Origin of the sequence: Streptomyces sp. HNM0645, from assembly GCF_030056615.1 — a bacterium.
In the GTDB taxonomy this organism is placed as follows: domain Bacteria; phylum Actinomycetota; class Actinomycetes; order Streptomycetales; family Streptomycetaceae; genus Streptomyces; species Streptomyces marianii.
Window position 1 is genome coordinate 1 of record NZ_JASHLT010000068.1, and the last position, 12,362, is coordinate 12,362.

11 protein-coding genes and 2 tRNA genes are annotated in these 12,362 nt (G+C 73.3%); 10 read left to right on the forward strand and 3 right to left on the reverse strand.

The window, feature by feature from the left end; translation table 11 throughout:
• The 6 genes from QMZ92_RS32860 to QMZ92_RS32885 form a co-directional block, all read left to right on the forward strand.
• A partial coding sequence (locus QMZ92_RS32860) for a hypothetical protein (RefSeq protein WP_283301230.1) occupies positions 1–195 on the forward strand: 195 nt, incomplete at its 5' end.
• A 66-nt stretch (positions 196–261) separates the two neighbouring features.
• The gene (locus QMZ92_RS32865; RefSeq protein ID WP_283301231.1) at positions 262–2,097 is read left to right on the forward strand and encodes a zinc metalloprotease; all 1,836 of its coding nucleotides are present in this window, start codon (positions 262–264) and stop codon (positions 2,095–2,097) included.
• 73 nt (positions 2,098–2,170) lie between these two features.
• Positions 2,171–2,857: a hypothetical protein gene (locus QMZ92_RS32870; RefSeq protein WP_283301232.1), complete on the forward strand. Its 687-nt coding sequence runs from the start codon at positions 2,171–2,173 to the stop codon at positions 2,855–2,857.
• Between the two features lie 178 nt (positions 2,858–3,035).
• Entirely contained in the window at positions 3,036–3,329 is a 294-nt protein-coding gene (locus tag QMZ92_RS32875) for a transposase (protein ID WP_283301233.1), read from the forward strand.
• Entirely contained in the window at positions 3,329–3,649 is a 321-nt protein-coding gene (locus QMZ92_RS32880) for an IS3 family transposase (protein ID WP_283301234.1), read from the forward strand. Before QMZ92_RS32875 ends, QMZ92_RS32880 begins: the two co-directional genes overlap by 1 nt.
• 19 nt (positions 3,650–3,668) lie before the next feature.
• Positions 3,669–3,917: a hypothetical protein gene (locus QMZ92_RS32885; RefSeq protein ID WP_283301235.1), complete on the forward strand. Its 249-nt coding sequence runs from the start codon at positions 3,669–3,671 to the stop codon at positions 3,915–3,917.
• 511 nt (positions 3,918–4,428) lie between these two features.
• On the opposite strand, the gene QMZ92_RS32890 is transcribed toward QMZ92_RS32885, so the two are convergent.
• A tRNA-Lys gene (locus tag QMZ92_RS32890) sits at positions 4,429–4,502 on the reverse strand.
• 153 nt (positions 4,503–4,655) lie between these two features.
• On the opposite strand from QMZ92_RS32890, the gene QMZ92_RS32895 reads away from it, so the two are divergent.
• The 4 genes from QMZ92_RS32895 to QMZ92_RS32910 all read left to right on the forward strand — a co-directional run bounded on the left by QMZ92_RS32895 (position 4,656) and on the right by QMZ92_RS32910 (position 10,829).
• A complete protein-coding gene (locus QMZ92_RS32895; protein WP_502962194.1) occupies positions 4,656–6,530 on the forward strand; it encodes a peptidoglycan-binding protein in 1,875 nt (624 codons plus the stop codon).
• Entirely contained in the window at positions 6,527–8,401 is a 1,875-nt protein-coding gene (locus QMZ92_RS32900; RefSeq protein ID WP_283301236.1) for an SPFH domain-containing protein, read from the forward strand. The genes QMZ92_RS32895 and QMZ92_RS32900 overlap by 4 nt, the downstream gene beginning before the upstream one ends.
• Before the next feature lie 129 nt (positions 8,402–8,530).
• On the forward strand, positions 8,531–9,118 hold the full coding sequence (locus tag QMZ92_RS32905) for a lytic polysaccharide monooxygenase auxiliary activity family 9 protein (protein WP_283301237.1): 588 nt from the start codon (positions 8,531–8,533) through the stop codon (positions 9,116–9,118).
• 25 nt (positions 9,119–9,143) lie between these two features.
• Positions 9,144–10,829, forward strand: coding sequence for an AMP-binding protein (locus QMZ92_RS32910; protein ID WP_283301238.1), 1,686 nt, complete (start codon positions 9,144–9,146; stop codon positions 10,827–10,829).
• Positions 10,830–11,345: 516 nt separating this feature from the next.
• On the opposite strand, the gene QMZ92_RS32915 is transcribed toward QMZ92_RS32910, so the two are convergent.
• A tRNA-Lys gene (locus QMZ92_RS32915) sits at positions 11,346–11,419 on the reverse strand.
• A 144-nt stretch (positions 11,420–11,563) separates the two neighbouring features.
• Entirely contained in the window at positions 11,564–12,322 is a 759-nt protein-coding gene (locus QMZ92_RS32920; protein WP_138055039.1) for an IclR family transcriptional regulator, read from the reverse strand.
• Between the last annotated feature and the right edge of the window lie 40 nt (positions 12,323–12,362).

A 12,362-nucleotide genomic window follows, 5' to 3' on the forward strand; every position in this document is an offset into this window, starting at 1 on the left:
GCCGAGGCCGCCGCCGAACTGCTGCCCGGGCGTGAGGCCCTGGGCCGGCTGCGGTTCAACTTCGTCAGGACCACGAACGTGAGCGAGCGCATCGCCTACGTCAGCGCCCACAACGAGTCGCTCGCCGCCAACGTCGACTCGCCGGACGCCGTCGCGGCCTCCGAGGCGACCCAGTCCATCTCGATCAGCCAGTAACGAGCCCGGTCGTGTGCGGGCCGCGTTCTTGGGGGCGCGGCCCGCACCGGGAGGAAGAGCAGGACGGTGACCGAAAGCCAGAAGGTCCACCCCGGTCCCGTGGGGGCGGCGGCCTGCGACACGGGCGACGTGGCTCACCCGTACGAATACACGGAGACCCTGTTTCCCGTTCCGCGCCTCGGTGCGGGACTCCAGTTCCTCGGCGAGTACCAGGGATCCGGCTTCACGGAGCGCAAGTACCTGGTCCGCCGAGGTGACGGGCAGGTGGTCCAGCTCTCCCGGTTGCTCTACCTGGTGGCCGAAGCCATCGACGGCGTACGCGACACCGAGACCGTCTCGCACCGGGTCAGCGGGCGCTACGGACGGGAGGTCAGCGCCGACAACATCGAGTACCTCATCGAGCAGAAACTCGAGCCGCTCGGCATCACCGTCCCCTTCGGGCAGGAGGGCGACCAGGTCGCCGGCCCCACCACCGACCTCCTCCTGGTCCTCAAGGGCCATCGGGTGATCTTCCGTGAGCGGCAGGTGGCCCGCATCGCCGCGGCGCTCGCCTGGCTCCACCGTCCACCGGTCGTGGTCCTGGTGCTGTCCGCGGCGCTCTGCGTGGACATCTGGCTGTTCGCCGTCCACGGAGCGATCGCGCCGGTGCTGCAGGTGCTGGAACAGCCCGTCCTGATGCTCGCCGTCTTCGCACTGATCGTGGCATCGCTGGTCTTCCACGAGTTCGGCCACGCTTCGGCGTGCAGATACGGCGGTGCGCGCCCCGGGAGCATCGGCTGCGGCCTCTTCCTGATCTGGCCCTCGATGTACACCGAAGTCACCGACGTCTACCGCATCGGGCGGGCCGGCCGGATCCGCACCGACCTGGGCGGGATCTACTTCAACGTGGTCTTCGTGCTGGGGCTCGCCCTGGCGTACGTCCTCACGGGCCAGCCCCTCTTCCTCGCCGCGATCTACCTCGTGCACTTCGAGATCCTGGAGCAGTTGCTGCCGGTGGTCCGGCTGGACGGCTACTACATTCTCGGGGACCTCGCGGGAATCCCCGACCTCTTCGGGAAGATCAAGCCCATCCTGCGGTCCATGCTGCCGGGACGTTCGCCGTCGCCGGAGGTGGCCGGGCTGAAGCGGCCAGCGAGGATCATGGTCACCGCGTGGGTCGCGACCATGGTGCCGCTGATCGTCGCCGAGCTCGGCTACGTCCTGTGGAACCTCCCACGCCTGCTCACCACGAGCCTGCGCTCACTGGCCGAACAGGTGGCGGGGACCTGGTCCGCCTTCGCCGACGGTCAGATCCCCGCCGGCCTCGTCGGGGTCGTCGGAAGCTTCATGCTCATCTGCCCCCTGGCCGGTGCGACCTACCTCGCCGTACGGCTGGTGGGGCGGCTCATGAAGGTCATCGCCCGGGCCACGGAGGGCAACACCCGGCTCCGGGTGGCCGTCTGGGGCGGGGTACTGGTGGGATCGGGCGCGCTCTGCGCGGCGTGGCTTACCGGTATGACCCCGGAGCCGCTGCCGCGGCAGCCGCCCATCGCCCCCATCCTCCAGCCCGGTGTCCCCACGGTCCGCCCGACGGCTGCGGTCCCCGCCGCGGAGCGGCCCGCCCCCGCCACCCCGGACCCGACCCTCCTCACCGGCCCACCGCCCGAGGCCCCCGCGCCCACGGCGAGTTCCGGCGCCGGCCCCGCCGGCCCGAGCGCCACCACGAGCGGCTCCCCGTCCGCGAGCCCCGTCGCGAACGTGCCGACACCAGGGCCGACGAGCCCTACGCCGAGTCCGAGCTCTACCTCGGCGTCGCCTTCGGCCGACCCCAGCGCCTCGCCGACGCCGAGCACCACGCCGTCCGGATCCCCTTCGCCCTCGGTGACCCCTTCGGAGTCGCAGAGCGCGACGGAGGAGCCGTAGGCCCGATCGCACCTTCCGCCTCCCCGGCCCGATCGCCCCTCCCGATTCTCGAACATCCGCAAAGGAGCAACCGATGACGCACCGAAAACCACGCACCGGCGACGGTGGCCGCAGAGCCGCACGGTTCGGCATGCTCGTCGCCGCCTGTACGGCCGGCTTCGCCACGGCGAGCCCGGCCGGGGCGGCATCGTCCGTGTCGGCCGGCAACCGCTACGTCGGCATCGCGGTGGACGAAGCCCACGCGAACGCCGGACCCGGGCACCGCTTCGACTACGACGACGAGTTCGCGGTCCACGAGCTCGGAACGCGTCTCGGCGTCGGCGCGCGCAACAGGGCGGTCGCCCGTTCCGCGGGCTGCACGCTCTTCAACCCGTGCCGTTCGGTCGCCCTGTCCTTCCAGGTCGTCACCGTCACCGGAACGATCACGCGACTCAACGCCGCGAACACCAGCCGTGCGGTCAACGACCACTGCGACGGCTGCCAGACGTTCGCCGGCGCATACCAGTTCATCGTCTCCACCCCGTACTCGTTCACGCTGAGCCGCCCGGTCAGGAGCGAACTCGCCCGGCTCGAAAGGCGACTGGGCGAACTGGAGCGCAGCCGCGAGCCGATCGGCACCGTCAGGAGCCGCGCCGACTCCCTGGCCGCCGAGGTCGTGAACCTGCTCAGGGCCGCGGTGGCGTCCGCACCCCGGGGCGAGGCCGTCACCCCGCTGCAGAGCTTCCGGCCCACCGTCACCCTGCGGCGCCACATCGACTAGGGCGTGTCTCGCAAGTAGCGGCCCCGCCCAGACGGGACTTTCGAGACACGCCCCAGCGCTGCGGCGGGTGGGGTCCGCCCGCCGCTCCGCACCGAACCCCACCCGCCTCCCGGCTCGGGGAACCCTCCCCGGGCCGGCAGGCGGGCCTGACTCCAGTCCTCCGGAGGACCACCAACCAATGAGTTACCCACCCGAGGTGCGTCGTCAGGCCCTCGACCTGCTGGCCGTGGGCGAGCCCGTGAAGAAGGTCGCGGTCGACCTCGGCCTCAGCGAGCGGACGCTCTACCAGTGGCGGCGGAGATACCTGCCGCAACTGCGGCACCAGCGGTACTTCCCCGACGCAGGGACGGAACTCACGGCCGCGCGCAGACGCATCTCGGAACTGGAGACCGAGGTCGCCGTCCTCCGGCGTGCGACCGAACTGCTGCGGGACGCGATGTCCCCAAAAGACGATTCGAGGCAGTACGCGTGATGGCTCACGAGGGCTTGCCCGTGCGGATCGCCACGAGCGTCCTGGGGGTGACCGAGTCCGGGTACTTCACCTGGCGTTCCCGTCCTCCCTCCGCACGTTCCGTCCGCCACTCCTGGCTCACCGAAGTCATCTCCGCCATCCATGCCGCTTCGCACGGGACCTATGGATACCGGCGCATCCACGAGGAACTGACCTCGCGCCACGGCATCGCGGTCAGCCACGGCACGGTGCAGCTCCTGATGCGCCGCGCCGGCCTCCAGGGTCTCTCCGCCGGCGAACGGCGCCGCACCCGGCCGACTCCGAAGGGGTTTCCGGCCTGAACGAGAGAGCGATCCGACCATGAGCATGGAGTACCCGTCGTTCCCGACACCGCCGCTGCCCATCTCCGCGTATCTGCGTCCCCATCTGCGGGTGGGGGAGGACCTGCCGGCGACCCAGGCCCACCAGGTGATGCTGCACTGCGCCCTGGACGCGGCATGCGTCCCCGTGCGGCTGACCGACACCCGTGCCGTCGCCCGGATCGCCGAACTCGACTTCCACACGGTGAACGCAGTGATCGGCTGGCTGCGAACGCTGAGCGAGCGCTGAGCCTGCGGTCGGGACGGATGTCGCCGGGGTCCGGTTCAGTCGGTGGCGGGGTGGGGGTCCGTGGCGGGGTGGGTGTCGGTGTCGTGGCCCGTGGGGGGTTCCGTGCCGGGGGCTGTGTGGGTGCCGGTGTGGGTGTGGGGCGGGTGGGTGTTGCGCAGGAGGGATTCGACGAGTGCGGTGACGTGCCGGCGGTCGGCCGGGGAGAGCTGCTGGACGCTGGCGATGAGGGTGGCGACCTCGGGGTCGGCGGGTGTGCCGGGGGTCTCCTCGAAGTACAGGTGGATTCCGCAGGCTTCGGCCGCGGCCCTGCGGACGGAGTCCNTGCCGTGGGACGGAGTGACGCGTACGGGTGAGTCCGAGTGTATGCGGCAGGCGGTGCGTCCTTCCCTCGCCGCCCGCCGTCCGGGGGATCTCGCGGGGGCGGCCGCCCGGCCCCGGGCGGGCTTTCGCGCGCACATGAAAGGGCGCCCTCGGAGGCCGAGGACGCCCAGGTCAGCGAACTGATCGCTTGTGCGCCGCCAGGGACTCGAACCCCGGACCCGCTGATTAAGAGTCAGCCGCTCTAACCAACTGAGCTAGCGGCGCCTGCTGACCCGGAGAACTCTACCGGACCCCCTGGGATGCTCCTGACCATTTCCTTGCGCGTTCCGGCCTGTCGGATGGTCGTTTTTTCGCTTTGCTCCGTCAAAATGCGATTTGTCATGACGGAAGAGCGTGGTGGATCTGGAGGGGTAAGGGATGACCGTTCCGGTGTTCGAGGAGTACGAGCCGGCCGGCGACTGCGTCTGCCCCGGCTGCGCCCGGCAGCGGCGGGAACGGGCCCGTGCCCTGCCGGTGCGTGCCGGCGGCCACCCGGCCGCGCACGGCGCCCGCCGCGCTCTCGTACTGGTCACCGCGGCGGGAGCGGTACTGAGCGGCGGGAGCGCTGGGGCCCTGGCCGCTCCCGGAGCGGAGCGCCCTCCGGTGCCCGAGCCGGAGGCTGCGGCACCCCGGACCGCGCGGTCCGGGGCGCCCGCCGCCGAGGCGGACGTGGCGGCTCCACCACGGCGACCGGCCGGGGAACGGGCGGCCGGTGCGCACCCCGCCGGGCCCGGGCGCGCCGGAACGGACCCCGCCCCGGCGGGCCCCGGTGCCACGGACCCCTCCCGTGGCGATCGTGTCCGTGCGGTGGGCCCCGCCGGGCCCGGGCGTGACCCCCGCCCCGACCCGGAGACCCCGCAGGGCGGCCAGGAACAGCTGCACGGCGGCCCGGTGGCCGGCCCCGCCGGGACGGCCGGTCTGCGCAAGATGGCTCGTGCCGACATCATGAGCCGGGCGAAGCGCTGGGTGAACGCCAAGGTCCCGTACTCCATGAGCAGGTACTGGGTGGACGGCTACCGGCAGGACTGCTCCGGCTACGTCTCCATGGCCTGGCACCTCCCGGGCAACGAATGGACAGGCAGCCTGGCCCAGTTCGGCACGCGCATCGAGCGCAAGGACCTGCAGCCCGGCGACATCCTGCTCTTCCACAACGTGAGCAATCCGGCCAAGGGCTCCCACGTCACGATCTTCGGCGGCTGGGCGGACGGTGCCCGCACGAAGTACGTCGCGTACGAGCAGGCCAGGCCGAACACCCGCAGACAGACCACGCCCCTGGCCTACTGGAGCAACTCCGACCAGTACGTGGCCTACCGCTACAAAGCGCTGAAGGGCGTGGGCGCGGCGGACGGGACCGTCGGGGAGATCGGGGGGATCGGGTTCCCCGGTGTGGGGGTCTTCGCGCCCGGCGCGGGCAACGCGTACGTCACCCGGCTCGCGAGGCTGCTGGCGGAGCAGGGTTTCGCAGGCAACGGCACGGCCGGTCCGGGGGCGCGCTGGGGGGAGGCGCACCGGCGTGCCACCCAGGCGTTCCAGTACGCCCAGGGCTGGAGGGGTGCGGAGGCGGACGGGGTCCCCGGTCCGGACACCTGGCGCCTGCTGGTGAACGGCACGGGAAGGAAGGCGGCGCCCGGCGCGGACGCGCCGAACGGGCCCGGCCGGGAGGCGGGTTCGGTGACGGGGGCACCCGCGCCGGCAGCCGGCCCGAGCTCGACCGGTCCGGAACAGGCGCCGTCGTCCGCCGCGCGGGCCCCCGCCGCGTCGGCGTCCACGGCGGCGGGATCCGCTTCCGCGGGAGCCCGGCAGGCGGCGGCCTCGCCCGCGCCGCCCCCGGTGACCGGGGCTGCGTCCGGCGGTCGTGCCGCGGCCGCTCCGGTCCGGCACGGTTCCGCCGTCCGATCCGGCCCTGCCGGGCCCCGCAGGCCACCGTCCGCCACGGCCGCTTCCCGCCGGCCGGGCGCCGCGACGGCGGCTCCGGCCGGATCCCGGAAGCCGGCGCCCGGAGCCGCCGCTTCCGCGCCGGGTTTCCCGGGTCACGGACACTTCCGACCCGGCGGCTCCGGAAGGCATCTGGACACTCTCCGCCGGCAGCTGGTGAAGCGGGGCTTCGGCAGGCACTACTCCACCCGCCCCGGCCCTCGCTGGGGCGACGCGGACCGTCGCAGCGTCGAGGCGTTCCAGCGCGCGCAGGGCTGGCACGGGGCGGCGGCCGACGGCTACCCCGGCCCAGAGACCTGGCGGCGGCTTTTCTCATGACCCACAACTCCGATGTGCACCGACCCCGCGAGGAGGCGACCGCGGTGACCCCGACGACCCCCAACTCCGAGGACCCTCCGGGTCCGTCCCTCCCGCTCGGCCGGCTGACCTCCGCGTCGGTCGCCGTCCACAGCGCCGGTCTCCCCGTCGCGGGCAGCACGCCCTCCGGCGGGCCCGCGCCCGAGACCACGACCGGCCCGGAGGCGCCGACGGCATTCGACGGCACACCCGCGCTGCACGGCATTGCGGACGTGCACGGCACCCCGGACGCGCACAACGCCCCAGCCGTGCCCGGCACTCCGGACGGCGCCACCCCCGGGCGCGGCGGCGTGCCCGCGGAGACCGGACTGCCCGCTCCCGCCCAGGAGCCCCCTTCGGTCGGCGGGTCCGGGGCGGGTTCCGCGACCGCCTTCCCGCCCGCGCCCGGCGGCACTGCGAACGACGCCACCGACGCCCGTTCCCACCCGGCCGCCCCGTCCGAGGCGGGTGGGACGAAGCCCGGCGGCGTGCGCGACACCGCGCCCGCGACCGAACGCGGCGAGCGGCAGTTCAGCGGCGTCGGCGGTCGCCGGACGGTCGTCATCGGCACCGACACGACCGGCGCCATCCCCGTCCACCTGCTCTACCGGGACGCCGTCGCGTCCGCCGGAGCGACCGCCCGGGGCGCGGCGGGAAGGACGGCCGAGGCCCTGCGGACGGAGCCGGCCACCGGTGCGGACGCCACCCGCCCGCTCAACGGGACGTCCGCCCACAAGGGGCCGGACGGCGGCACACAGCTCAAGGACCGCAGGAGCGCCTTCGGCGTGAACGGGCCGACCAAGGACGTCGACGGCGACAGCGGCCCCGACACCATCGCCATGCCCCCGGTGGCGTCCGCCACCGGACGACGGTCCGCACCGGGCGCCGGCCAGGCCGCCCGACGGCCCGCACCACCGCCGGACCCCCGGCTGGTCGAGCGGCCCGGCCCGGTGCTGCCCGGCTGGGCGGCTCTGCTCGCCGGGGCCGTCTCCCTCGTCGCCTGCGCGGCCGTGCTGCATTGGGCGGGAGCCTTCCCGCCCGAGGTGACGACGCTCTTCGGACTGGGCGAACGGCCCTATGGCGGTCTCGGGTTCGTGCACTGGGGCGTGCTCGCCGTCTCTCTGACCGTCGCGCTGTTCTCGCTCGGCGGGCTCGCGCGCGGCCGGGTCGGCCACGCCTGGGTGCTGACGCTGTACGGGGAGTACCGCGGCAGTGTCCGCCGCAGCGGTCTCATGTGGGTGAGCCCGCTGCTGCTCCGTCGCCGGGTGGACGTACGGCTGCGGCACTGGCGCAGCGATCCCATGCCGTCGGTCGACGCCGACGGTACCGCGCTCGAGGCCGTCGTCCTCGTCGTGTGGCGGGTCCGGGACACGGCCCGGGCCGTGCTCGGGGTCGCGAACCACGAGTCGTACCTGAGGGAGCAGGTGGAGGCGGCACTGGCACGGGTGCTGTCCCAGATCCCGGCCGACGCCTCGGCGCCGGCCGCCGCCGGCGGTCCCGCGCTCGAACTGCGTCCGACGCTCCGCAACGCCGAGGCAGTCGGCGACGCCCTGACGAAGACGCTCGCGGCGGAGTGCGCCCCCATCGGGATCGACGTCTTCTCGGCGCAGCCGACGCGTATCGAGTACGCGCCCGAGGTGGCCGCCGCGATGCGCCGTCGCCGGGTCGCCGCTCTGGAGGCCGAGCGTCGCGACACCGTGCTGAGCTCGGTGGTCGACGCGGTGGACGACACGGTGCAACGGCTCACGATGCGCGGGCTGGTGGAGTTCGACGACTACGAGCGCAAGGCCCTCGTCCGCGACCTCACCGTGGCGTTCTGCACGGCGAGGACGGGCGGTGCCGAGACCCCGTGATTGGTCTGGACATGTTCAAAATTCGTCAATAGTCTGGGACTTGGTCTAGACCGGAATCCGCAGGACCGCACAAGCGCAGCTGCGCCGCACGGCTCACAGAACTCCCCCACGTTCTCCAGGAGCGACAGCATGCGAAAGCGAATAGGCGCGGCCGTCGTCGGGCTCACGGTGGCGGGGGCGACCCTGCTCTCCACCGGGAGCGCCGGCAGCCACGGCTACACCGACTCCCCGATCAGCCGTCAGAAGCTCTGCGCCAACGGCACCGTGGGCAGCTGCGGCGAGATCCAGTGGGAGCCCCAGAGTGTCGAGGGGCCCAAGGGCTTCCCCGGCGCGGGTCCGGCGGACGGGAGGATCTGCGCCGGCGGCAACAGCCGCTTCGCGCAGCTCGACGACCCGCGCGGCGGCACCTGGCCCACCACCCGGGTCTCGTCGGGGCAGAACCACACCTTCCGGTGGCAGTTCACCGCCATGCACGCCACGACCGACTTCAGGTACTACATCACCAGGAACGGCTGGAACCCCGGCCAGCCGCTCACCAGGGCCGCGCTCGATCCGCAGCCCTTCCTGACCATCCCGTACCACGGCCGGCGCCCCCCGGGGACGCTCAGCCACTCGGGCACGCTGCCGTCGAAGTCGGGCCGCCATCTGATCCTGGCGGTGTGGACCATCGCCGACACCCCGAACGCGTTCTACGCCTGCTCGGACGTTCAGTTCTGACGCTATGTCAGTTACCGTGCGCGCCATGGGCGTCACGGGGAGCGGTACGACCGTCGCGGAGCTGGTACGGCGCCAGTGGGGCGACCACCGGGTGGGGCTGGTCCACGAGGACCTCGTGCTCAGCCACCACCAGGTCGCCTCCGGAGCCGCCGCGCGGGCGGCACTGCTCACGGAACTGCTGCCCCGGGGAGCCGAGCCGCACCTCGGGGTCCTGCTCGACAACACGCACGAGTTCCCGCTGTGGATCGGCGCGGCGGCCCTCACCGGGGCCGCCGTCGCCGGCATCAACCCGACGCGCCGGGGCGCGGAACTGGCCCGCGACATCCTGCACACCGACTGCCGGGTGCTGGTCACCGAGCGCGCGCACCTTCCCCTGCTCGACGGTCTCGAACTGCCGGGCGTGCGGGTGCTGGTGACCGACGACGCCGCCTACGCCGCCCTCCTCGCCCCCTGCGAGGGTGCCGGACCCGCCGACATCGCCCCCCTGCCGGGCCGCACCGTGCGGCCCGGCAGCCGGCTGCTGCTGTACTTCACCTCCGGCTCGACGGGCGCGCCCAAGGCCGCGATCTGCAGTCAGGGACGGCTCGCCGCCGCCGGGGCCGCCCTCGTCTCGCAATTCGGGGTGCGCCGGGACGACGTCCACTACGTCTGCATGCCGATGTTCCACGGCAACGCGGTGATCGCCGACTGGGCGCCCGCACTGGTGGCCGGCGCGACGGTGGCACTGCGGCGCCGCTTCTCCGCGTCGTGTTTCCTCTCCGACGTACGGTCCTACGGAGCCACGTACTTCACCTACGTGGGCCGGGCCGTGCAGTACCTGCTCGCCACCCCGGAGCGCGAGGACGACCGCGAACACTCGCTCCGGCTCGGCTTCGGCACCGAGGCGGGGGCGGTCGACGCGGAGCGCTTCGAGGCGCGGTTCGGGGTACGGCTCGTCGAGGGCTACGGCTCCTCCGAGGGCGGTGCGGCCGTCCAGCGCACCTCCGGCACTCCGCGCGGAGCGATCGGCCGGGCCGCGCCCGGGGACGACCTCGCCGTGGTCGACCCGTCCAGCGGCCAGGAGTGCGAGCCGGCCCGCTTCTCCCCGGCGGGCGTGCTGCTGAACGGCGACCGGGCGATAGGCGAACTGGTCAACCGCGGCCGCAGCCCCTTCGAGGGCTACTGGCGCAACGCCGAGGCGGAGGCGGAACGGCTGCGGGGAGGCTGGTACTGGAGCGGTGACCTCTTCTACCGCGACGCCGAAGGCTTCCTGTACTTCGCCGGCCGCGGCGACGACCGCCTGCGCGTCGACAGCGAGAACCTCGCCGCCGCGCTCATCGAGAGCATCCTCGCCCGCTGGGAGCCCGCCGCGGGCGTCGCGGTATACGCCGTACCCGATCCGGTCGCCGGCGACCAGGTGATGTGCGCCCTGGCCCTCCGCGACGGGGAGTGCTTCGACCCCGCGGCGTTCACCGGCTTCCTCGCCGCCCAGCCCGATCTGGGGACGAAGATGCCGCCTCGCTTCGTCCGTGTCGTCCCGCACCTCCCGGTCACCGCCACCAACAAGATCCACCGTGTCGCCCTGCGCCGGGAGGGTTTCCTCCGGGGCCGGGACCCCGTCTGGTGGCGGGAGCCCGGCACGGACGTCTACCGACCGTTGACGGCGGCCGACGCCGCCCGGCTGTGCCGTGCCTACGAACGGCAGGGCAGGACCGGGCTCTTGGGCCGGTGAGCCCGGTCGCCGTTCCGGCGGACGGGTTTCCCGGTGCGCTCGGCGGGGCGGGCCGGGCCCCGTGGCTCACGGCCGGCGGCCGGCCCCTCAGTGGTCCGGTGGTGGGTCCGGTCGCGCCGGCCGGCGGACGAGGCGCCGGTCCGGGCCGACGGGATCCGGCCCCGGCCGACGAGACTGCGGTCCGGGTGCGCAGACGTCGGTCGGGCCGACGGAATCCGGCCCCGGGTCCGGGGCCGCCCACATCGGCCGCCGGGCGCTGTGGGACGTGTCGAGGCAGGTGGACGTGACGCATATCACCGCCGGAGCTTGCCGTCCTGCCCGCGAGGACGGGGGGACCGCGTCCGCGGCCGGAAACGGTGGAGCGGATCCCGGGCCGGGCCGTCCCACCGGCCCGGCCCGGGGTGGTCGGGCGGTTGCGCCGCGAAGGCTTCGCACGGCTCCCCTGGCGCGGAGGGCACCGCGGCGCCGGGAGAACACGAGAGGCCCTCGCAACTGCGAGGGCCTCTCGTGAGGTTGTGCGCCGCCAGGGACTCGAACCCCGGACCCGCTGATTAAGAGTCAGCTGCTCTAACCAACTGAGCTAGCGGCGCGGGCTGCCGTTCTCGCCGCTCCCGGCGGCTGACGACACAAGTAATACTACCCGGTCCGCAGGAGTGCTCCCGACCACCGGGCGCGGGCCGCCGGGTGGTCGGCGTCACGGCACGGGGTCTCGGCGGTCTCGCGGGCCCGGCCGGTCACAGGGCCAGTGACAGCACCACCGGAGCCGCCCGGCGGTTCAGGGTGTCGGCCGCGGCGCGCAGCCGGTGGGCGTGCTCGATCGGGAGCGAGAGCGCCAGGCAGCCGACGGACGAGCCGGCCGTCAGCGGCACCGCCGCGCAGACCGTGCCCACCGCGTACTCCTGGAGGTCCAGCACGGGGACCGTGGGTGGCTGGGCGTCCAGCTTGGAGAAGAGGATCTTCTCGTTGGTGATCGTCCGGGAGGTGAGCCGGGCGATCTTGTGCCGTGCGAGATGGTCGCGGCGGCCGTTCTGGTCGAGCTGGGTCAGCAGGCACTTGCCGACGGCGCTGGCGTGCGCCGCCGAGCGGAAGTCGACCCACTCGTTGACCTTGGGGGTACGGGGGCCGTCGGCGAACTGGGTGATCTTGACCTCGCCGTCGATGTACCGGCTGATGTAGACCGCCGCGCCGACCGAGTCGCGCAGTTCGGTCAGCGTCTCCTGGAGCTTGCGCTCCAGGGCCTCCCGCCGGGTGACGCCGGAACCCAGCAGGACCAGGGAGTCGCCGATCACGTACGCCCCGTCCGTGACCTGCTCCACGTAGCCCTCGCGGCGGAGCATCAGCAGCAGGGACGTGAGATGGCCGGTCGGCAGTCCGGTCTCGCGCGCGATCTGGACATCGGTCACACCGCCGCTGTGCCTGGAGATCGTCTCCAGGACGCGCAGTGCGTACTGCACCGAGTGGAACGGCGCGGTCGGCTCGGGCTTCAGCGCCACGGTTTCCCCCTACCAGGTTGTGACCGCAAGCTTCCGTACC